This window comes from Haloarchaeobius marinus, assembly GCF_051207415.1.
Lineage (GTDB): Archaea > Halobacteriota > Halobacteria > Halobacteriales > Natrialbaceae > Haloarchaeobius.
On the sequence record NZ_JBPKGD010000005.1, the window covers coordinates 44524 to 65742 of the forward strand.

Annotated in this window: 21 protein-coding genes; 9 read left to right on the plus strand and 12 right to left on the minus strand. The window is 69.4% G+C overall.

Translation table 11 applies throughout. The features are described 5' to 3' along the window. Positions 1-25: 25 nt before the first annotated feature. From ACSC1W_RS16780 to ACSC1W_RS16820, 9 genes are read right to left on the minus strand one after another with little or no spacing between them, the layout of a single operon-like run. A complete protein-coding gene (locus ACSC1W_RS16780; RefSeq protein ID WP_435348762.1) occupies positions 26-1735 on the minus strand; it encodes a Na(+)/H(+) antiporter subunit D in 1710 nt (569 codons plus the stop codon). Continuing rightward, the gene (locus tag ACSC1W_RS16785) at positions 1735-3327 is read right to left on the minus strand and encodes a complex I subunit 5 family protein (protein ID WP_435348764.1); all 1593 of its coding nucleotides are present in this window, start codon (positions 3325-3327) and stop codon (positions 1735-1737) included. Before ACSC1W_RS16785 ends, ACSC1W_RS16780 begins: the two co-directional genes overlap by 1 nt. Then, positions 3324-4778: a complex I subunit 5 family protein gene (locus tag ACSC1W_RS16790; RefSeq protein ID WP_435348766.1), complete on the minus strand. Its 1455-nt coding sequence runs from the start codon at positions 4776-4778 to the stop codon at positions 3324-3326. Before ACSC1W_RS16790 ends, ACSC1W_RS16785 begins: the two co-directional genes overlap by 4 nt. Then, positions 4771-5145 carry a cation:proton antiporter subunit C gene (locus ACSC1W_RS16795; protein WP_435348768.1) on the minus strand — a complete coding sequence of 125 codons (375 nt, stop codon included), beginning with the start codon at positions 5143-5145 and terminating at the stop codon, positions 4771-4773. Before ACSC1W_RS16795 ends, ACSC1W_RS16790 begins: the two co-directional genes overlap by 8 nt. Beyond that, the gene (locus tag ACSC1W_RS16800; protein ID WP_435348770.1) at positions 5142-5612 is read right to left on the minus strand and encodes an MnhB domain-containing protein; all 471 of its coding nucleotides are present in this window, start codon (positions 5610-5612) and stop codon (positions 5142-5144) included. The genes ACSC1W_RS16795 and ACSC1W_RS16800 overlap by 4 nt, the downstream gene beginning before the upstream one ends. Then, positions 5609-6145, minus strand: coding sequence for a DUF4040 domain-containing protein (locus tag ACSC1W_RS16805; RefSeq protein ID WP_435348772.1), 537 nt, complete (start codon positions 6143-6145; stop codon positions 5609-5611). The genes ACSC1W_RS16800 and ACSC1W_RS16805 overlap by 4 nt, the downstream gene beginning before the upstream one ends. After that, a complete protein-coding gene (gene mnhG, locus ACSC1W_RS16810; protein ID WP_435348774.1) occupies positions 6142-6459 on the minus strand; it encodes a monovalent cation/H(+) antiporter subunit G in 318 nt (105 codons plus the stop codon). The genes ACSC1W_RS16805 and mnhG overlap by 4 nt, the downstream gene beginning before the upstream one ends. Next, positions 6456-6746 carry a monovalent cation/H+ antiporter complex subunit F gene (locus ACSC1W_RS16815; protein WP_435348776.1) on the minus strand — a complete coding sequence of 97 codons (291 nt, stop codon included), beginning with the start codon at positions 6744-6746 and terminating at the stop codon, positions 6456-6458. The genes mnhG and ACSC1W_RS16815 overlap by 4 nt, the downstream gene beginning before the upstream one ends. Then, positions 6743-7615 carry a Na+/H+ antiporter subunit E gene (locus ACSC1W_RS16820; protein WP_435348777.1) on the minus strand — a complete coding sequence of 291 codons (873 nt, stop codon included), beginning with the start codon at positions 7613-7615 and terminating at the stop codon, positions 6743-6745. Before ACSC1W_RS16820 ends, ACSC1W_RS16815 begins: the two co-directional genes overlap by 4 nt. 159 nt (positions 7616-7774) lie before the next feature. On the opposite strand from ACSC1W_RS16820, the gene ACSC1W_RS16825 reads away from it, so the two are divergent. The 3 genes from ACSC1W_RS16825 to ACSC1W_RS16835 are packed head-to-tail and all read left to right on the plus strand — an operon-like array spanning position 7775 to position 10274. Continuing rightward, entirely contained in the window at positions 7775-8608 is an 834-nt protein-coding gene (locus ACSC1W_RS16825; protein ID WP_435348779.1) for a phosphoenolpyruvate hydrolase family protein, read from the plus strand. Then, on the plus strand, positions 8608-9042 hold the full coding sequence (locus ACSC1W_RS16830) for a cupin domain-containing protein (protein WP_435348781.1): 435 nt from the start codon (positions 8608-8610) through the stop codon (positions 9040-9042). Before ACSC1W_RS16825 ends, ACSC1W_RS16830 begins: the two co-directional genes overlap by 1 nt. 2 nt (positions 9043-9044) lie before the next feature. Beyond that, positions 9045-10274 carry a Tm-1-like ATP-binding domain-containing protein gene (locus tag ACSC1W_RS16835; RefSeq protein ID WP_435348782.1) on the plus strand — a complete coding sequence of 410 codons (1230 nt, stop codon included), beginning with the start codon at positions 9045-9047 and terminating at the stop codon, positions 10272-10274. On the opposite strand, the gene budC is transcribed toward ACSC1W_RS16835, so the two are convergent. Next, positions 10271-10999 (minus strand): meso-2,3-butanediol dehydrogenase, encoded by a 729-nt coding sequence (budC, locus tag ACSC1W_RS16840; protein WP_435348783.1) that lies wholly within the window; start codon positions 10997-10999, stop codon positions 10271-10273. The genes ACSC1W_RS16835 and budC overlap by 4 nt on opposite strands. A gap of 126 nt (positions 11000-11125) precedes the next feature. On the opposite strand from budC, the gene ACSC1W_RS16845 reads away from it, so the two are divergent. Then, entirely contained in the window at positions 11126-12634 is a 1509-nt protein-coding gene (locus ACSC1W_RS16845; RefSeq protein WP_435348784.1) for an SLC13 family permease, read from the plus strand. Positions 12635-12697: 63 nt separating this feature from the next. Continuing rightward, the gene (locus ACSC1W_RS16850; RefSeq protein WP_435348785.1) at positions 12698-13579 is read left to right on the plus strand and encodes an ArsR/SmtB family transcription factor; all 882 of its coding nucleotides are present in this window, start codon (positions 12698-12700) and stop codon (positions 13577-13579) included. A 33-nt stretch (positions 13580-13612) separates the two neighbouring features. Here the strand turns inward: ACSC1W_RS16850 and ACSC1W_RS16855 are convergent, their stop codons facing one another. Beyond that, positions 13613-14755, minus strand: a complete 1143-nt coding sequence (locus ACSC1W_RS16855) for a Fic family protein (RefSeq protein WP_435348786.1) — start codon at positions 14753-14755, stop codon at positions 13613-13615. Positions 14756-15034: 279 nt separating this feature from the next. Between ACSC1W_RS16855 and ACSC1W_RS16860 the strand changes: the two genes are divergently transcribed. The 4 genes from ACSC1W_RS16860 (at position 15035) to ACSC1W_RS16875 (ending at position 19566) form a co-directional block, all read left to right on the plus strand. Continuing rightward, positions 15035-15976: an ABC transporter ATP-binding protein gene (locus ACSC1W_RS16860; protein WP_435348788.1), complete on the plus strand. Its 942-nt coding sequence runs from the start codon at positions 15035-15037 to the stop codon at positions 15974-15976. After that, complete coding sequence (locus ACSC1W_RS16865) at positions 15973-16809, plus strand: ABC transporter permease (protein ID WP_435348789.1); 837 nt, start codon at positions 15973-15975, stop codon at positions 16807-16809. The genes ACSC1W_RS16860 and ACSC1W_RS16865 overlap by 4 nt, the downstream gene beginning before the upstream one ends. 157 nt (positions 16810-16966) lie before the next feature. Continuing rightward, positions 16967-17866 carry a DUF6544 family protein gene (locus ACSC1W_RS16870; protein ID WP_435348790.1) on the plus strand — a complete coding sequence of 300 codons (900 nt, stop codon included), beginning with the start codon at positions 16967-16969 and terminating at the stop codon, positions 17864-17866. Between the two features lie 299 nt (positions 17867-18165). Further along, positions 18166-19566, plus strand: a complete 1401-nt coding sequence (locus ACSC1W_RS16875) for an FAD-binding oxidoreductase (RefSeq protein WP_435348791.1) — start codon at positions 18166-18168, stop codon at positions 19564-19566. Between the two features lie 217 nt (positions 19567-19783). On the opposite strand, the gene ACSC1W_RS16880 is transcribed toward ACSC1W_RS16875, so the two are convergent. Continuing rightward, positions 19784-21193, minus strand: coding sequence for an FAD-binding oxidoreductase (locus ACSC1W_RS16880; RefSeq protein WP_435348792.1), 1410 nt, complete (start codon positions 21191-21193; stop codon positions 19784-19786). Positions 21194-21219: the final 26 nt, after the last annotated feature.

The following is a 21219-nucleotide window of genomic DNA, read 5'->3' on the forward strand; positions in this document are numbered from 1 at the left end:
GCGAGTAATAAAACGGGGACTCGGCTCAGACGAACAGCAGGCCGAGCACGACGACGAGTGCGAGGACCAGGAGCGCGATGCCCGTCCCGATGCTGTCGTCGGGGACGGGGCCTAGCGGTCCCTCCTCACGGAGTCGTTCCGGGTGGGACGCGACCCGTATCGCCGCCGCCGTCGCCCGGCGCACGGCCGAATCGAGCCGTGACGCCGTCTCGCCGACGGCCACGGTCCCGGCCCACAGCAGGCGGTTCCCGGCGGGATGGTACACCGAGTCGAGGTCGGGGACGCCCGAGACGCGACCGAGTGCGTCCCTGAGGAGGACGAACGCGACGCCGCCCGCCGCGAGTATCGCGCCGGCCTTGACGAACTGGCTCGTGGCGAAGGGCTTGGCCGCCTCGGTAGACCCGGGCAGCACGGCGAACTGGAGGGCCGGAACGAGGCCGAAGACGACACACGGGATGGCCAGGGCCGCGAACGCCAGCGTCTCCATCCGGCCGGCGTCCGCGACGTCGTGACCGTGGTCGCCGTGGAAGAAGGCGTAGTAGCCGAACTTGGCGAACGAGACGACGGTCCCGACGCTCCCGACGACGAGCAGCCACCAGAGGACGTCGAGGCCGGCGTCCTCGGCGGCGTCGACGACCATCGCCTTGCTGACGAACCCGTTGAACCCCGGCACGCCCGAGATGGCGAGCGCGGCGACGAGGAACGCGGCGAGCGTCACCGGCATCGGTCGGGCGAGGCCGCCGAGTCGCTTCAGGTTCGATTCGCCGGTCCGGACGACGAGCACGCCGGCGACGGCGAACAGCAGGCTCTTGTACAGGACGTTGTTGACGAGGTGGGCGAACGCGCCGGCGACCCCGAGCGGTGACGCGATGCCGATGCCGGCGACCATGAACCCGACCTGCGAGACGATGTGGTAGGAGAGGAGTCGCCGGACGTCCGTCTGGAGGATGGCGTACGTGACGCCGACGACGAGCATCACACCACCGAGGTACGCCAGGAGGACTCCGCCGTCGGGGAACGCCCGGGCGAGCGCGTAGACGCCGACCTTCGTGGTGCAGGCGGCGAGGACGACGCTCGTCGCCACGTGCGGTCGCGGGTAGGTGTCGACGAGCCACGGGTGCAGGCTGACGAAGCCGACGTTCAGGCCGATGCCGACGAGTCCCAGCGTCGCGGCGAGGCCGCCAGCCAGGCCGCCGCCGTCGAAGAGGAACGTCCCCGCCTCCGTGAAGTGTACGAGGACGGCAGCGAGGAGTGCGAGGCCGCCCAGTTCGTGGTAGATGGCGTACCGGAGGCCGGCCCGCCGTGCCGACGCGTCGCCGCTGACCCAGACCAGGGCCGTGGCACCGACGGCCAGCACCTCCCAGGCGACGACCAGCGTCAACCAGTCGCCGGCGAAGACCGCGCCGAGGCCGGCACCGAGGTAGAGCAGCGACAGCGATAGCTGGCGACGCGACGAACCGGTCCCGTAGCCGTACGCGATGCCTGCGCCGGCGAGGAACGCGAGGACCAGTCCGACCGTGCGCGAGAACGGGTCGACGTGCAGGAGGGCGACGTCGAACCCGAACAGTCGCGTCCGGAGGTAGACGCCCTCGGGGACGAACGCCAGCCACGTCGCCACGACGACCGGCAGGCCGATACCGAAGGGTGTCCCCGCCCGCCGCGGCAGGACCGCGACGAGTACCGCCGCCAGAACCAGCACGACCGCGGGCGGGAGGAGCGTGAGCGGGTCGACCATCAGGGGACCACCCCCGTCGAGACCGTCCGGGCCAGGTCCCAGAACGGCGTCGCGTCCGGGACGACGCCGAGGACGATGGCACCGCCCGCCGTGACGAGTATCGGCCCGACCAACCGCCACGTGCTCTCGGTCAGGGGCGTTCTGCGGTCCCACCCGGTCGACTGCTCGTCCTCGTCCGGAGCCTCTCTGCCGCCGTCGTGGGCCGCGGCGGGTTCGTCGTTTCTCGCCCCGTCGTCGTGGTCCCGCACCGGTCTGAACCCTGTCAGTGCGTCGCCACCCGAGTACGCCGTCAGGAGGACCGGCCAGAGGAACAGGAGTTTGAGTACGCCGGCGAGGAGGAACACTGCGGCGTAGGGCAGGGCGTCCGCTTCGAGCGCCCCGAGGACCAGGTGCCACTTGCTGACGAATCCGGCGATGCCGGGGAAGCCGACGAGGCCGGCGCTCCCGACGGCGAACGCCGTCATCGTCGCCGGCAGTCGTCGCCAGATGCCGCCCATCTCGCCGACGTACTCGACGTCGGTCTCGACGTAGATGGCGCCCGCACAGAAGAACAGGGTTATCTTCATGAAGGCGTGGGCGACCAGGTGGAGGAGCGCGCCGAAGACGGCCGTCGGCGTCAGCAGTGCGACGCCGAGCACGATGTACGAGAGCTGGCTGACCGTCGAGTAGGCGAGGCCGCGCTTCAGTTTGTCCTGGCGGAGCGCGAGCACGCCGCCGAGCAGCATCGTCGCCGCCGCCGCGAACGCCAGGGGGTCGCCCAGCCCCAGCGACCGGACGGTTCCGACGCCGAAGACGAACAGCACGACGCGGGCCAGTCCGAAGACGCCGCTCTTGACGACCGCAACGGCGTGCAGGAGGCCCGAGACCGGCGTCGGCGCGACCATCGCGTCGGGGAGCCAGCCGTGCAACGGCATCACGGCTGCCTTCACGCCGAAGCCGGCCACCAGCAACGCGTAGGCGACGGTCGCGACGACCGGTTCCGATTCGAGGCCGGAGAGTCCGCCTGCGACGAAGTCGACCGACCCCGCTGTCACGTAGACGAGGACGATGCCGGCGAGGATGGCAACGCCTCCGGTCAGGGTGTACGCGAGGTACTTCCGGCCGCTCCGGCGCGCCTCCGCCGTCTCGTGGTGCGTGACCAGCGGGTACGTCGCGACGGTCAGCAGTTCGTAGAAGACGAACAGGGTCAGCAGGTTCGCCGCCAGCGCGACGCCCATCGTCGTCCCGATGCTCGCTGCGAACGCGGCGAAGTACCGCGTCTGGTCGTGCTCGTCCAGGCTGCGCATGTACCCGACACTGTAGACGCTCGCCACCAGCCAGAGGAACGAGGCGAGCAACGCGAACAGCGCGCCCAGGGCGTCAACGCGGAAGGCGAAGGGCGTCCCCTGGACGAGTTCGCCGAGCACCGTCTCGGACACGACGCCGTTGAGGACGCGGGTCGTGGCCAGCGACGTCACGCCGAGCGTGAGCAGTGCAGCCACGAACGTCCAGCCCTCCCGGACGGTCGGACGAGCGCCCGACGCTAGGATGGGCACGACGGCGGCGAGTGGAACGACCACGATGGCCAGGGGGAGGACCGACGGCGTGGTCACGGGCGACCCCCCTCCACGGCCGGGAGCAGGAGGTCGGCGAGGCCCGCCGAGGCGAACCCGAGTGCGAGCGCGACGAGCGCGGCGACGACGCCGGCCGCCACCATCCCCGGACTCACCGACCCCGGATCGACCCGTCGGTCGCCCGGTTCGAGGTACAGTCGCTGTACGAGGCGTGCGAAGTACGTGAGCGACAGGACGGTGCTGACGAGGACGGCGACCGCGACGGCCCAGGCACCGGTCCGGACCGCGCTCAGGACGACGTACCACTTGCCGAAGAAGCCGACGAGGGGTGGGATGCCGACGAGGCCGAGCGAGAGCGTGGCGAGGACGGCGCTCGTGACCGGCAGGTGGTCCCCGGTGCCGGCGAACTCGTCGACCGTCCGGGCGTCCGTGGCGGATTCGACGACACCGACGGCCGCGAACGCGCCGCCTTTCATCACGGCGTGACCGAGCAGGTGGACGACGCCGCCGACGATGCCGAGGGGCGTCCCGAGTGCGACGCCGGCGACGACGATGCCCAACTGGGAGACGCTGGAGTAGGCGAGCATCCGACGGACGTCCCGCTGGAGGAGGGCGAGCGCAGCGCCGACGACGATGCTGACGACGGCCGCCAGTTGCAGGCCCGCGACGACGAGCTGGTTCGCCGCGAGGAAGTCCACGGTGAACACCGAGACGAGGAGCCGAATCAGCGCGTAGGCGGCGACGGTCGAGACGATGACGGCGAGGACGGCCGCGATTCCGGCCGGGGCCGTCTGGTAGGCGTCGGGCTTCCAGGTGTGGACTGGGAAGAGCGCGATCTTCACGCCGAGGCCGACGACGACGAGGCCGAACGCAGCGAGGACGAGGCGGTCGTCGTACCCGACGGTGGCCAGCAGCGACGAAAGCGCCCCCATGTTCAGCGTCCCGGTCGCGACGTACAGGTACCCGACGCCGAGCAGGTACAGCGACGCGCCGACGGTGCCGACGAGGAGGTACTTCAGCGCGGCCGGCGCTGCACCGGCGTCGTCGCCCACCGCGACGAGGGCGTACGCGCTGAGGCCGCTTATCTCGAGGAAGACGTACAGGTTGAACACGTCCCGCGTGACGCAGATGCCGGTCGACCCCGCGACCAGTAGCAGGTAGAGCGTGTACCCGGTCGCCGTCCGGGGACCACCCCGGCGCGTGTAGGCCAGACCCCAGAGCCCCGCCACCGCGACGAGCAGGACGAAGACGGCCGAGAGGCGGTCGACCGCGAGTTCGATGCCGAGCGTCGCCGGCAGGCCCCCCACGACGGTCTGCATCGGCCCGTCGACCGCCACCGTCCAGGCGACCCACGCCGCGAGCACCGTCTGGGCGAGCAACCCCACGGCGGCGACGGGCCACCCGATCCGGTCGAACCGCCGTGCCAGCACGGGGGGAGCCGTCGCGGCCACGATGGGAATCGTCACCAGGAACGGCACGAGGTCACTCACGCCGGTCCACCCCGTCGGTCGAGTCGTGGAGTCGGTCCGCCCGGACGGTGCCCCGTTCGTCGTAGATGCGGACGACGAGGGCGACCGCGAGGGCCGTCACGCTCACGCCGACGACGATGGCCGTCAGGATGAGGACGTGCGGGAGGGGGTTGACGTACGGTCCCTCGCCCGGTCCCGAGACGAGGGGTGACTGTCCCCCGGTCCGGACGGCGGCAGCGATGAACACGAGGAAGATACCCGTCTGGAACAGGTTCAGACCGAGCACCTTCTTGACGAGGCTCTCGTCGTCCACCAGGACGTACAGTCCCAGTCCCATGAGCAGGACGGCGACGACGTACGCCGCCCGCCCGCCGAACACTGCGGTCATCGGTCGGCCTCCACGCCCAGTTGCAGGACCATCACGAGGATGGTCGTCGCCACCGTCGCGCCGATGCCGAGTTCGACCAGTTCGACGCCGTAGACGACCGCCTTCGGGACGGGGTAGGCCGACAGGTCGAGGAACTCGCCACCGAACAGAATCGCGACGGTGGCGACGGTGGCGAAGACGAGGACCCCGGAGACGGCCAACCAGGTGAGCGTCGGCGCACTCAGCCAGCGCCTGGTCTGGGTGAGGCCGAACGAGAACGCGACGGTGATGATGCCCGCAGCGACGACGACGCCGCCCTGGAAGCCGCCGCCGACGGAACTCGTCCCGTGGAACATCGTGAACAGGCCGAACGTCACGACGAACGGCGTCGTCAACCGGACCGTCTTCGTCACGACGGGACTGTCCAGCGGTCGCCCCGAGGGATGGGCGTCCGGGCGGTCCTCGCCGGGTGGTCCCGCACCGGTCATCGGACCACCTCGCGGTCGAACACGACGAGGACGGCGACGCCCGCGGCGAAGACGACGACCACCTCGCCGAAGGTGTCGAACCCACGGAAGACGACCAGGATGGCCGTGACGACGTTCGACACGTCCAGCTCCGGGGCGCGCTCCAGGTAGGCCGGAGCGACGCGCTGGAACCCGGGTGCCGACGGGTCGCCGACCGCCGGGAGCGCGGGGACGGTCCACAGCAACGCCACGACGAACCCGGCGACGAGCGCAACCGAGCGGGGTCGGACGGTCTCGACGGACCGGAACGGTCCCGGTCGGGGGAGGCCGGTCCGGACGGCGACGACGAGGAACAGGGCGGTGGTGACGCCGGCGCCGACGGCGGCCTCGGTCAACCCCACGTCGGGGGCGCGGAACACCGACCAGAGCATCGCCATCCCGAGGCTGTACACGCCGAACGCGACGAGCGTCGCGAGCGGGTCGCTGAACGCGACCACCGTCACGGCCGCCACGAGCAGCAACACGAGCAGTGCGGCCACGACGGCGCCGGTCATGTCTCGTCGTCCACCTCCGACGTCCACGCGTCGTACCCCTCGACGTCGGCGGCGCGGACGATGGCGTGCGTCGCGGTGGGCGTCGTCACGAACACGAACACCAGCAGGAAGGCGAGTTTGACGGCGTCGCCGCCGAGGCCGACCGCGAGGCCGGTCCCCGCGACGGCGAAGAGCGTCCCGAGCGTGTCGCCCTTCGACGTGGCGTGGGCGCGCGAGTAGAGGTCCGGCAACCGGAACAGGCCGAGGGTCGCGAGTCCGAACGCGAACACCGTCCCGGCACAGCAGACGAGGACGGCCGCCTCCGTCGGCGTCACAGTACCCCTCCACGTTCGATGGAGACCTTCGCGAGGCCGAGCGAGAGCAGGAAGTTCAGCAGGGCGTAGACCAGGGCGATGTCGATGAACCCCGGTTCGTCGAGGCCGACCGAGAGGAGGGTGAGTACGACCACCGTCGCGGTGCCGATGCCGTTGACCGCGACCACCCGGTCCGGGAGCGTCGGTCCACGAACCACCCGGTAGAACGAGGCCAGCACGGCGACGACGACCAGGAGGGCGGCCCCCACCATCGCGTCGTCGACGAGGGCGCTCTCGACGCCGGTCATCCGTCCGCCTCCCGCCCACGGAACACGAACCCGACGGCCCGTTCGAGGGTGCGCTCGCGGAGACTCGTCCGCGACGCCTCGGTGAGGGTGTGGACGACGAGCGACGAGTCGTCGACGTCGACGGTGAGCGTCCCGGGCGTCAGCGTGATGCTGTTCGCGAGGATAGCCCGTTCGAGGTCCGAGTCGGCCGCGACGTCGACCGCCTCGAGGGAGGGGTCGATGGGCAGGCGAGGGTCGAGGAGGACGGCCGCCATCGCGACGTTCGCCCGGAGTATCTCCCAGACGAGGTACGGGAGAAAGAGAACCGCCCGGGCGACACGGGGCAGGGACCGACGCAGCGTCGGCGGGGCCGTGAACGTGACGTGGGACAGGAGCAGGACGACGACGGTGGCCGCGATGGCACCCGTGACGACGTCGAACGGCGTCTGGTCCCCGAGGAGCAGGTAGAACCCGAACGAGAGCGCGAAGAGGGTCGCTCGCTGTGCCCACCCGGTCCGTCGTCGCAGTCTCCTGTGCGAGCGACGCGGCGACGTGGGCCGGGGGCGCACGTGTATCGGGACCTCGGGCAGGTGCGACCGGAGCGACGAACGGGAGACGTGGGGGTCCACCACGACCCGTTCGGCGGCGGCCGTCTCGATGGCGTCCGCAAGGGTATCGACGGAGAACGGGCCGAGGACCTCGACGGTCGCGTCCAGGCCCCGGTCGTCCAGGAGCGACCCGACCCTGTCGGCGAGCGGTCTGTCGGGACAGAAGACGGTGACGACGAGGCGGTCGGTACCGAACTCCTCGATACCCAGTGCAACCGTCTCGTCCAGCGTCGACGCGTCCGCGACGACCACGGCGAGGCGAACGTCCTCGGCAGAAGGCATTGTGTTGAAATTATTCAGACAGGAGTATCATTGTTCTGGAGGTGGAGCGTCGGCGGTCGGCATCCTGGCCATCGACCGGGTAGCCGTCGGACGCCAGAGCAGGTGGACCTGAGAAAGATTCTTCGCCCAGGTTGTCATGTGTTATCACGTGGTACGAGCATGAAGCACACACGCGACGAGTCGCTCGCACGACTCAGGGAGACGGTCGAATCGGGAGCACCCGTCGTCGGGGCAGGCGCGGGAACCGGCATCTCGGCGAAGTTCGCGGAGCGCGGCGGCGTCGACCTGCTCATCATCTACAACTCGGGACGCTACCGGATGAACGGGCGGGGGTCGCTGGCCGGGTTGCTGCCCTACGGCGACGCGAACGAGATCGTCCTCGACATGGGACAGGAGGTTCTCCCGGTCGTGGAGGACACGCCGGTCCTCGCGGGCGTCAACGGGACAGACCCCTTCCGGGAGATGGACGTGTTCATCGAGGACCTGCGCCGACGCGGGTTCTCGGGCGTACAGAACTTCCCCACGGTCGGCCTCATCGACGAGGACAGCGGCTTCAGACAGAACCTGGAGGAGACCGGGATGGGGTACGACCAGGAGGTGGAGATGATCCGCGAGGCGTCCGACCAGGGGATGCTCACGTGCCCGTACGTCTTCAGCGAGGACCAGGCACGCGAGATGGCCGAGGCCGGCGCCGACGTCGTCGTCTCGCACATGGGACTCACGACCTCCGGCGACATCGGGGCCGAGACCGCACTGGACCTGGAGACGGCCGCCGAACGCGTCCAGGCCCACCACGACGCCGCGAAGGAGGTGAACGACGACGTCATGGTCATCTGTCACGGCGGTCCCATCGCCTGGCCGGACGACGCGGCGTACGTCCTGCAACACACCGACGGCGTCGTCGGCTTCTTCGGCGCGTCCAGCATCGAGCGACTGCCGACCGAGAAGGCCATCGAGGACCAGGCCCGCGAGTTCAAGGAGGTCGAGTTCTGATGGCCACGTCCGAGTACTTCGTCGAACCCGACGACGTGGAGAGCCAGCTGTTCGACTGGGGCGTCCTGAAGTGGATGAGTACCCCCGACGTCACCGGCGGCGAGCGGTTCAGTGCGGGCGTCGTCAAACTCGAACCGGGCAAGGGACACGAGCGTCACACTCACCCCGACAGCGACGAGATACTGTACGTCGTCCGCGGGGAGGGAGAGCAGGAGGTCGCCGACGAGACCCGCGACATCGCGACCGGCGACATGGTGTTCGTCCCCGAAGGCGTCGAGCACGGGACGGTCAACACGGGGTGGGAACCACTCGTCCTCCTCGCGGTGTACGCGCCGCCGGGGCCGGAGGACGTGCTCCGCGACCTGCCGGAGTGTGACATCGTCCCGGCCTGGAAACTCCCGACGACCGAGAACGTCGACCCGGAGGCGAAGTGACCGTGGCGGTCGTTCTCGTCGGGACGCTGGACACGAAGGGCGAGGAGTTCGCGTTCGCCCGCGACGTCATCGAGTCGCAGGGTATCGACGTCCACGTCGTCGACACCGGCGTGATGGGCGACCCCGAGTTCGAACCGGACACGTCGGCCGCCGAGGTGGCCGAGGCGGGCGGGACGACGCTGGCGGCGCTCCGCGACTCCGGCGACAGGGGGGAGGCCATGGAGGCGATGGGTGCGGGTGCGGCCGCGATAGCCACCCGGATGTACGAGGACGGACGGCTGGACGGCGTGCTCGGACTCGGCGGGTCGGGCAACACGTCCATCGCCACGACGGCGATGCGTGCGCTCCCGGTCGGCGTCCCCAAGCTGATGGTGTCGACGATGGCCTCCGGCGACACCGAACCGTACGTCGGCGCGAAGGACGTGATGATGCTCTACTCCGTGGCCGACATCGAGGGGCTCAATCAGCTCTCCCGACGCGTCATCTCGAACGCGGCGCTGGCGATGGTCGGCATGGTCGCCAACGAACCCGACGTGACGGTCGAGGAGCGCCCCACGGTCGGCATCACGATGTTCGGGGTCACCACGCCCTGCGCCCAGCGTGCCAGGGAGTACCTGGAGGAACGCGGCTACGAGACCATCGTCTTCCACGCGACCGGGACCGGCGGCCGGGCCATGGAGGACCTCGTGCGGCAGGGGGTCATCGACGGCGTGCTCGACCTGACGACGACGGAGTGGGCCGACGAACTCGTCGGGGGCGTCCTCAGTGCCGGCCCCGAACGCCTCGACGCGGCCGCCGAGACGGGCGTCCCGCAGGTGGTCTCGACGGGGGCGCTCGACATGGTCAACTTCGGTCCCCGTGACTCCGTGCCCGAGCAGTTCGAGGGGCGGCAGTTCCACGTCCACAATCCGCAGGTGACGCTGATGCGGACCACGGTCGAGGAGTGTGCGGACCTCGGCGAGATACTCGCCGAGAAACTCAACGCCGCGACGGGACCGACTGCACTCTTTCTCCCCCTCGGCGGCGTCTCGATGCTCGACGTGGAGGGCGAGGCGTTCCACGACCCCGAGGCAGACGGGGCGCTGTTCGACGCCATCCGGGAGCACCTCGACCCGGAGGTCGAACTCGTCGAGGAGGAGACCGACATCAACGACGAGTCGTTCGCGGTCGCGATGGCCGAGAAACTGGACGAGTACATGCGCGAGTCGGGCGTCGTCGACCGGTCGGCCTAGTGTGCCGTCCACCCGCCGTCGACGGGGACGTTCGCGCCCGTGATGTACGAGGCCTCGTCGGAGGCGAGGAACATCGCGATGCCGCTTACCTCCTCCGGCTGGGCGACCCGGCCCATCGGGGTCTGTCCGCGCACGAACTCGTAGAACTGCTCCTGGTCGAGGAACTCGTCGGTCATCGGCGTCTCGACGAACCCCGGACAGATGCTGTTGACGCGGACGCCATCGCTGGCGTAATCGATGGCCACCTCGCGGGTGAGGTTCACCACGCCGCCCTTCGCGGCCGAGTACGCCGAGGCGCCGGGGCCGCCGACGAGGCCGTAGATGGAGGCGACGTTGACGATGGCACCGTCGGACCGCTTCAGGTGCGGGAGCGCCGCCCGCGACCCGTACATGACGCCGTTGAGGTTGACCTGGATGACGTCCTCCCAGTCCCTGAGCGTCATCTCCTCGATGGTGCCCGCGCGACCGATGCCGGCGTTGTTCACCATGACGTCCAGTCGCCCGTACTCCTCGACGGTGCGTTCGACGAGGTCCTCGGCCTGCTCGAAGTCCGAGATGTCACACCGGTGGTAGTCACAGCCGAGTTCCTCGGCCGTCGCCTTGCCGGTCTCCTCCGTGCGGTTCGCGATGACGACCTCCGCGCCGTGCTCGACGTACTTCTCCGCGATTGCCTTGCCGATTCCAGTCGAACCGCCCGTGACGATGGCTATCTTGTCTTCCAGCATGGTTGCGTGTGATACGTTCGCATCCCTCGGCCAAAAATCGTCGCCGGGGCGTCACGAGTGATCCGGTCCGCACGCGAGAGACTGTACACTTATTGGGCCACACATATCAATTCGATACGATAGCAGATGGGGAGCGACGAGAAGCGGTACGGTCGGGTGCGACGCGTGGGACTCGTCCTCGGTCCGGCCCTGTTCGTCCTGACCAGGTCGTTCGTGTCCCCGCCCGGCCTCTCGCCGGCGGCCAACGCCGTGCTCGCGAGCACGCTCTGGATCGCGGTCTGGTGGATGACCGAGGCGGTGCCGATTCCGGTCACGAGTCTGCTGCCCGTCGTCCTGTTCCCGACGCTCGGCGTGGCGGACGTCGCGTCGACGACCGCACCGTACGCCGACCCGGTGGTCTTCCTGTTCCTCGGCGGGTTCCTGGTGGCACTCGCCATCGAACGGTGGAACCTCCACCGCCGCATCGCGCTGACGGTGTTGGTCCGCGTCGGCGACGACGCCCGCCGGTTACTGCTCGGGTTCATGCTCGTCACGGCGTTCCTCTCGATGTGGGTCTCCAACACCGCGACGGCGATGATGATGGTCCCCATCGGGATGGCGGTCGTCGGACACCTGCAGGACGGCGGGAGTCCGGACGAAGCGCCCCCGGCCACACCGAGTCCGCCGCTGGAGACGCTCGACGCCGGTTCGGTGCGACAGTCGGGGTTCGGGACTGCGTTGATGCTCGGCATCGCCTACTCGGCCTCCATCGGCGGCGTCGCGACGCTCATCGGGACGCCACCGAACGCCATCCTCGCGGGGGTCGCACGGTCGTCCCTGGGAATCGACATCGGCTTCTTGCAGTGGATGCTGTACGGCCTCCCGATAGCCGTCGTCTTCCTCGCCGTGACGTGGGTCGTCCTGGTCGCGCTCCTCCGGCCGACGGTCGAGACGGCGGGCGACGGTCGCGGCGTCGTCGCGGAGCAGTTGGAAGCCCTCGGGCCGATGTCGGTGGGCGAACGTCGCGTGCTCGCCGTCCTCGCCGTCGTCGTCTCCGGGTGGCTCCTGCGACCCTTCGTGCTCGAACCCCTCGTCCCGGGTATCACCGACACCGTCGTCGCCGTCGTCGGTGCCATCCTCGTCTTCCTCGTGCCGGTCGACCTCGACCGTGGCGAGTTCCTGCTCGACTGGGAGTCGACGAAACGCGTCCCCTGGGGCGTGTTGCTCCTGTTCGGGGCGGGGTTCTCGCTGGCGAGGGCGTTCCAGTCCAGCGGACTGGACCGGTGGATCGCGGGTGGCCTGACCGGACTGGAGGGGGTCGGACTCGCGTGGGTGCTCCTCGCGGTCGTGACGCTCACCGTCTTCCTCACGGAGGTCACGTCCAACAGCGCGACGGCGTCGCTGTTCGTCCCGCTGATGGCGAGTCTCGGCGCGACGCTCGGCGGGTCGTCGCTCGTCCTGATGGTGACCGTCGCGGTGTCGACGTCGTTCGCGTTCATGCTCCCCGTGGCGACGCCCCCGAACGCCATCGTCTTCGGGAGTGGCTACGTCTCCATCCCGCAGATGGCCCGCGTCGGCTTCTGGTTGAACCTCCTCGGCATCCTCTTTCTGACCGCTGCGACGTACCTCTGGTTGCCGGTCGCGTGGGGCCTGTGAGGGTACCGGGACGGTGGGCGTCACACGCGAAGGTTGACAAGCGAGCGACGCCTGGACACGCCAATGACCGCCGACCCGGACTCCCCCGCCGACGCGTTCGCGGCGGTGGGCAACGAGTGGCGCGTGGCGATACTGCGGACCCTCGCCGACGCGGCCGACCAGGACCGACCGGTACGGTCGTTCTCGGAGATATACGACCGACTCGACATCGAGAGCACGTCACAGTTGTCGTACCACCTCGAGTACCTCGACGGCGTGTTCGTCCGCAAGTCGGGCGACGGGTACTCGCTCACGCAGGCCGGCGACCGGGTCGTCCGGGCCATCCGCGCCGGGACCTACACCGACCGCCCGTCGTTCGAACGGACCGAACTCGACGGCCAGTGTCCCGTCTGTCCGGCCACGACGCTCGTGGCCGCGTTCCGGGACGGGTTCCTCACCGTCGAGTGCGACGCCTGTGGGACCCGGGTCGTCACCTACGACCTGCCCCCCGCCGAGGCGAGGCGGGAGACGCCACTGGCGGTCCTCCGGTCCTGCGACCAGCGCGTCCACCAGGAGTACGCGACGGCGGTGCGGGGGACCTGCCCGACGTGCGGCGGCGCGACGGACGTCGAACCGAAGCGTCACGACGGCCCAGAACCGCTGGACTACTACGGCGTGGCGACGTGCGAGCAGTGCGGACACCAGGTGTTCGCACCCCTCGGCGTCCGCCTGCTGTACCATCCCGCAGTCGTCTCGTTCTTCTGGGACCACGGCGTCGACGCCACGGCGGTCCCGTTCTGGCAGGTCCACGCCGTCCTCGACGACTGGGAGGTCGACCGCGTCCAGTCGGACCCGCCGCGGTTCGCCGTCACCGTCGCGTGCGACGGGGAGACGATGCGGGTCGAACTGGACGAGGCGTTGCGCGTCTCGCTCCCCGACGGACCGCCCTCGTCGTCCGTCGCCTGACGCCGGTACGGCCGACCGGTCCGTCCGCGGTCGTCACGGTTCCCCGACGACGCCGAGGACGGCCGGTGCCTCGTACACCCGGTACCGCTCCGAGTCCGATATCTCCTCGACGATCCCCGCCGACTGGAGCGCCTCGATGGCGTCGTACACCGCCTGCCGCGACCGCCCGGTCGCCTCGATGGCCCGCGGGGCGGTCAGGTACGGTTCCTCGAAGACGTAGTCGATGACGTCCCTGACCGCCGGGCGGTTCGGGAACTGCGCCCGGTACTCGGTCTGGAGCGACTGCAGTTCCACGCCGCAGTCGTACGCGTCGATTGCCTGCTCGGCCACCGCGTTCAGCACGAACGTTATCCACTGGTTCCAGGCACCGTCCCTGCTCACCTCGAGCAGGTAGTCCAGGTACTGCTTGCGACGACGATTGAAGTACGCGCTCAGGTACAGGTACGGCTCCGGGAGGAGGCCGGCGTCGTACAGCTGGAGCATCATCAGCAGTCGGCCGAGGCGACCGTTGCCGTCGTGGAACGGGTGGATGGTCTCGAACTGGTAGTGCGTGATGGCGACGTCGACCAGCGGCGGGTACGACCCGCGCCCGACGTACGAGACGAGCTGTTCCAGCAGGATGTCGACCGTGTCGGGGTTGGCGGGGACGAACCGGGCGCTCTCGGCCGACCCGTCGGGCGACCCGATGTAGACGGGGACGTCGCGCAACTTGCCGGGGTGCTCGTCGACCCCCCGCGCGTCCTGGAGCAGCGTCTCGTGCAGGTCACGGACGAGGTCGACCGAGATGGGTTCGCCCGCCTCCAGGCGTGCGAAGCCCTGCCGGACGGCGTCGACGTAGTTGTACGCCTCGCGGACGTCCCGGGAGTCCGCGGCCGACCGCGACGGCGACGTGTCGATGTCGTGCAGGATGATGTCCGACACCGTGACGTTCGTCCCCTCTATCTGGGAACTCATCGCGGCCTCGCGGACGACGAAGGGCGCGATGAGGAGGTTCTCGTTGTCGAGGTTGCGGTGGAGGGTCGCCAGTCGCCCGAGCGCGTACTGTGCGTCGCCGTACACCCGCAACAGGTCGTCCGTGTACTCGATGTCGGGAGGCAGGCTGGCCGGGCGGTAACACGGCAACCCGTCGTGGGGGTCGATCGACCCCGGTCCGTCCGCGAACTCCTCGGCGTCCATGTTGACGTAGCATCGAGCACCCACCCACCTAAGTCTACTGTCCGCCGTGAAAGTAGACTTAGCGGGCGATGCATCGGGTGCTACGTCTACGGCGAACCGTCGCTCCGGCACGCTCAAGAGAATTTGAGTAGTACGTCTGTCAATATATAATACGGATGACAAGTTATTTCGTCGTGCGGGGCCAGCATCCGGTGTGAACGACACCAGTGCAGACGCCGGGGGAACTCGAACCGACCGAATGAACCGACCTGGCCGGTCCGGTCCCGGGGTGGGCGGCGGATGACTGCCATCGAGACCACCGGCCTGACCAAGCGGTACGGGAACGACGTCTACGCCGTGAACGACCTCACGCTCTCCGTCGAGGAGGGGGAGGTGTTCGGGTTCCTCGGGCCGAACGGGGCCGGCAAGTCCACGACAATCGACGTGCTGCTGGACTACGTCCGACCCACGGCGGGGAGCGCGACCGTCCTCGGCTACGACGTCCAGGCAGAGGCCGAGGCGGTCCACGACCGGGTCGGCATCCTGCCCGACGGGTACAGTCTGTACGACCGACTATCCGGCCGGAAGCACGTCGAGTTCGCCGTCGACCTGAAGGGGGCCGACGACGACCCCGACGCCATCCTGCGACGCGTCGGGCTCGACGCCGACGCGGCCGAACGGCCCGCCGGGACGTACTCGAAGGGGATGAGCCAGCGTCTCGCCCTCGGGATGGCTCTGGTGGGCGACCCCGACGTCCTCGTGCTCGACGAACCGTCCAGCGGTCTCGACCCCGACGGCATCCGCGACGTCCGCGAACTCGCGACGGAGCACGCCGAGAACGGTGGGACGGTCTTCTTCTCCTCGCACGTCCTCAGCCAGGTCGAGGCGGTCTGTGACCGCGTCGGCATCCTGAACCGGGGGCGACTGGTCGCCGTCGACACCATCGACGGCCTTCGAGACGCGGTCGGCACCGGGACGACCATCTCGCTGACCGTGGACGCGCCACCGACCGGCGTGACCGCCGCGGACCTCGACGGCGTGACCGACGTCGTCGTCGACGGGACCACCGTCCGGGCCACCTGTACCGACCCGGCGGCGAAGGTCGCCGTCATCGACCGCGTCCGTGCCACGGGGAGTACGGTCGTCGACATCGAGACGCACCAGGCGTCGCTCGAGGACCTCTTCACGTCGTACACGCACCCCGACGAGTCCGACGCGGCCCCGATGGTGGTCGACGGATGAGCTGGCAGGTCATCGCGGCCAAGGAGTTCGACGACGCCGTCCGGTCGAGACTCCTCTGGGGCCTCGTCGCCGTCGTCACGGTCATGCTCGGGCTGACGTCGGTCGTCCCGCTGTTGATTCCCGGCTTCGACGCCAACGCCGTCGTGGGACTCGGTGCTGCCAGCGAGTTCGCCGCCATGCTCGTGCCCATCGTCGCGCTGGTCGCGGCGTACCTCGGTATCGCCGGCGAGCGCGAATCGGGGAGTCTCCGCCTCCTGCTCGGCCTCGAACCGTCGCGAGGGACCGTCGTCCTCGGGAAGTTCCTCGGCCGGAGCGGGGTCGTCGCCACCGGCCTGGGACTCGGGTTCCTGCTCGCGACCGCGCTCACGTGGGCCGTGTACGGGTCGCTCTCGGTCGTCGCGTTCGGCACCGTCCTCGTCCTCACCGTCGCGCTGGGCGTCGCCTTCGTCGGCATCGCCATCGGCATCTCGGCCGCGACCGCGACCCGGTCGCGGGCGATGACGCTCGGCGTCGCGGCGTACCTCGCGCTCGCACTGCTCTGGGACCTGCTTCCGCAGGGGGCACACTTCGTCGTCGAGGGTGCGCCCCCCGGCGGGACAGTCCCTGGCTGGTTCCTGTTGCTCCAGGGCCTCAGCCCGTCCGGAGCGTACAGCGCGCTCGTGACGGAGACCCTGAGTGCGACGAACCCGTCCCTGCCGGGCACGGCCGCCCAGCTAGGGGGCCCGGTGCCGGTCTACCTCGAATGGTGGGTCTTCGCGCTCGTCCTGGTCGTCTGGACCGTCGTTCCGGTCGTCGTCGGCTATCTCGTGTTCGAGCGTGCCGACCTGAACTGACCGCCGGCGCTACCCCCGTCGCGAACTCCACGAGTTCGGCGTCGAGGGGGCCGCAGTCACTTTCTTCGTCGGGGCGTCCGTAGGTCGAGAGACGGGCGACTCGCCGGGAGCGACGCCCCTCCGTGCCCGAACGGTCGGGAGGCGACCCCCCAGACTGATGACAGACGAAGACACCGGACCGACGGACGAAGACACCGGATTCCGTCCCTCCACGACGGCCGCCCTGGCAGTCAGCGTCGGCGTCCTCGGGGCCGGCCTCGCCAGCCGCAGGCGATTCGAGAACGAGATCTCGAGACGCGTCGATGCACTCCGGTCGAACGTGGACGCCCAGGTCGGCGGTCGATTCACGCCGGACGACCTCGCCGGGTTGCCCCGGCCCGTACGCCGGTACTTCGACCACGTCCTCGACGACGGGCAACAGTACGTCCGCTCCGCACGCCTCCGGCAGCGCGGGGCGTTCAGACTCGGCGGGGCCGACGCGGCGTGGCGACCCCTCGTCGCGACCCAGTACGTCACGACGCGACCGCCGGGGTTCGTCTGGAACGCGACCATCGACGTCGCTCCCATGCTCTCCGCCCGCGTCATCGACCTCTACCAGCGCGGTGACGGGATGCTCCGGGCGAAGCTACTGGGAGCGATACCGGTCGCGAGCGCCGGTCCCGACCCCCGGATGGACGAGGGCGAACTGGTCAGGTACCTCGCCGAGGCCGTCTGGTTCCCGACAGCACTCCTCCCCACGCAGGGCGTCGAGTGGACGTCCGTCGACGACCGGTCGGCGCGGGCGACCCTGACCGACCGCGGACGGTCGGCCACCGTCGTGTTCCACTTCGACGACGGGAACGAAGTCGAGCGCGTCACCGCCGAGCGCTATCGCGTGGAGGACGACAGCTACGGAGCCTGGACCGGGCACTTCCGGGACTACCGGGACCGCAACGGCCTCCGGATACCTGTCGAGGCCGACGTCGGGTGGGACGACGACGGGAGTTACTGGCAGGCGACCATCGTGGGGATAGACCACGAGTTCGCCACGGACGACCGTTCCGGCGACGTCGAGTGAGGAAAGGCAGGCTTACCGGACGGCAGAGGGGTCTACCGGACGGCCCGGGGAACGGTCGGGACCGTCGAGAGCCGCGTTCGAGACGACGTCTTACCACCGAACGCGGACACCTAACAAAGTACGTGCGGCGCTCATAGGTATCGTTAGTCCTGCGTACGAACGAAGACGGTGGAGACGACGTGCAGCGGGCTACGTACGGTCAGGACCGTGGCAGCCGGGTATCCACGATGGGGCAATGCGAGCAGATACCAGGACGACGCCGTTCGACCCGACCGACGAATACACGGAGAGATAGAGACATGGCAACCAGACATCCGAAGATAGGTACAGACACAGTCGCCGAACTGGAAGCGACCTTTGGCGGCGACTTGATACGACCCGACGACGACGGCTACGACGAGGCCAGGGCCGTCTGGAACGACATGATAGACAGACGCCCCGCCCTCGTCGCCCGGTGTTCGGGGGTGAGCGACGTCATCGAGGCCGTGACCTTCGCCCGCGAGAACGACCTTCCCCTGGCGGTCCGTGGCGGTGGGCACCACATCGCCGGGAACGCCGTCTGCGACGACGGCCTCGTCGTCGACCTGTCGGCGATGCGGTCCGTCGTCGTCGACCCTGACGCGAAGACGGCCACGGTCGAGGCCGGCGCGACGCTGGCGGACGTCGACCACGAGACGCAGGCGTTCGGCCTCGCGACGCCGCTGGGAATCAACTCCACGACGGGCGTCGCCGGCCTCACGCTCGGCGGCGGCTTCGGCTGGCTCACCAGGAAGTACGGCATGACCGTCGACAACCTCAGGTCCGCCGACGTGGTCACGGCCGACGGCGAACTGGTCCACGCCAGTGCGGAGTCGAACCCGGACCTGTTCTGGGGCATCCGGGGCGGGAGCGGTAACTTCGGCGTCGTGACCAGCTTCGAGTTCGACCTCCACGAGGTCGGCCCCGAGGTCCTCTGTGGGCCGATCGTCTACAGCCACGACGACGCCCGCGACGTCCTGCAGTTCGTCCGCGAGTTCAACGAGGGGACGCCCGAGGAGGCCGTCGTCTGGGCAGTGTTGCGGAAGGCACCCCCGCTCCCGTTCCTGCCGGCCGAGGTCCACGGGACCGACGTGCTCGTCCTCGTGGCGTTCTACGCCGGTGCTGTCGACGAGGGCGAGGCGGTGCTCGAACCGCTCCGCGAGTACGGCGACCCCATCGCCGACGCTATCGGCGTGACCCCGTACGCGACCTTCCAGCAGATGTTCGACCCGTTGCTCGAACCGGGGGCCCGCAACTACTGGAAGTCCCACAACTTCGCCGAACTGTCCGACGGCGCGATCGACGTCGCCCTCGAGTACGCGTCGGACCTGCCGACCGACCTGTCGGAGATATTCTTCGCCCAGCTCGGCGGCGAGATGGCACGCGTCGCCCCCGACGCCACGGCGTATCCACACCGCGACGTCGAGTACGTGATGAACGTCCACACCCGCTGGGAGGACCCGGACATGGACGACGAGTGCGTCGAGTGGGCACGGGAGTTCTTCGAGGCGATGCGGCCGCACGCGAGCGGCGGCGTCTACGTGAACTTCGTCAGCGAGGCCGAGGGCGAGGAGTCGCTGGCCTACGGTGAGAACTACGACAGACTCGCAGAACTGAAGGCGAAGTACGACCCCGAGAACCTGTTCAGCCTCAACCAGAACGTCGAACCGAAGCCGTCGTGAGCCGAGACGCGCCGACGAACGAACCTGGCCGGCCGGTCGGCCCTGCCGGGTTCTCTCCCAGTGAGTGACGACTGGGCCAGGTCCGCACGGACCGGTCGGCTTCGTCACGAGGGTCCTCCACGAGGTCTCTCGTCCCGAGGTTCCCGGACGCCCGTCACGTGCCCAGTCGACGGTCGGGGGCGACCGCTGGCGGTTCAGTGAGCCGACCGCCGACGGCTCAGTCGGCTGACCCGGACGGCGCGACGTTCTGGTTGAGCCGGAACAGGTTCTCCGGGTCGTACTCGTCCTTCAGGGCGACCAGTCGTTCGTAGGCAGGTCCGAACGTCGTCCGCACCATCTCGTCGCTCTCCTCGAGGAACCCCGGGAAGTTCAGGTAGACGGACCCGTCGGAGAACTGTCGCATGTCGTCGAGACAGTCGCGTACCCACTGGACGTTGGCCTCGTCCGTCTCGGGGTCCTCCCAGTTCGCCTCCACGCCGAGCAGGTAGGGGGCGTGGCGACCGGCGAACGCGCTCTCCTCGGCGTCGACGTCCGCCATCGCGCCACCGAGGTGCCAGACGTCGACCGTCGACAGGGGCGACGGGGCAGCGTCGGCCCAGTAGGCGACGCGCTCGATGGCGATGTCGGAGAGTCCGTCGAGGTACAGCGACTTCCAGTAGTAGCGCATCCCGTCGGGGTAGTCCTCGTCGAGGACGCGCTGGAACTCAGCGTACGGCATCGTCCCGCTGAAGTCGGCGAGCGGGTCGGCGAGGTCCCGAAGCGGGGCGAGTACGTCCTCGCCCGCCGCGGTCGGGCCGGCGTAGCAGCCCATGATCGCGAACTTCTGGTCGTGTACCACGTCCTCGGTGAAGAGTTCTTCGTCGGGTAGTTCGCCCGCGAAAACGAGCGTACTCACCTCGTCGGGGGCCGACTCGACGAACTCTCGGTACGCCCGCAGACACTCGTCGATCTGGTGGGCTGGATAGAACACGAGACACGTGGCCACCTCGGGGCCGACCTCGTGGAGGTCGAACTCGAACGCGGTCACGACGCCGAAGTTCCCGCCGCCGCCGCGGAGGCCCCAGAACAGGTCCGGGTTCGACTCCGCGCTGGCGGTCAGGAACTCCCCGTCGGCCGTGACGAGTTCGACCGAGCGCAGGTTGTCACAGCTCAGCCCGTACTTCCGACGGAGGTGCCCGATGCCGCCGCCGAGGGTCAACCCGGCCACGCCCGTGTCCGAGACGACCCCGCCTGGCGTCGCGAGGCCGAACGCCTGCGTCTCGTGGTCGACGTCGGCCCACGTCGCACCGGCCTGGACCCAGGCGGTGCGTTCCACGGGGTCGACCCGAACGGCGGTCATCTCCGACAGGTCGACGACGAGGCCGTCGTCGCAGACCGCCGTTCCGGCGACGTTGTGACCGCCACCGCGGACCGCCAGGGGAAGGTCGTTCTCGCGAGCGAAGGTCACGGCGCTGACGACGTCCGCGACGCCTCGACAGCGAGCGACGAGGGCGGGGCGTCTGTCTATCATGCCGTTCCAGACCGCCCGGGCCTCGTCGTAGGTCGAGTCGCCCGGCCGAAGCAGTTCTCCGTGCAACCCCGATTCGAACTGTGCGACCTTCGCGTCGTCGATGACGGGTCGTGCCATACGATACTGGACGACGGCAGTCGTGT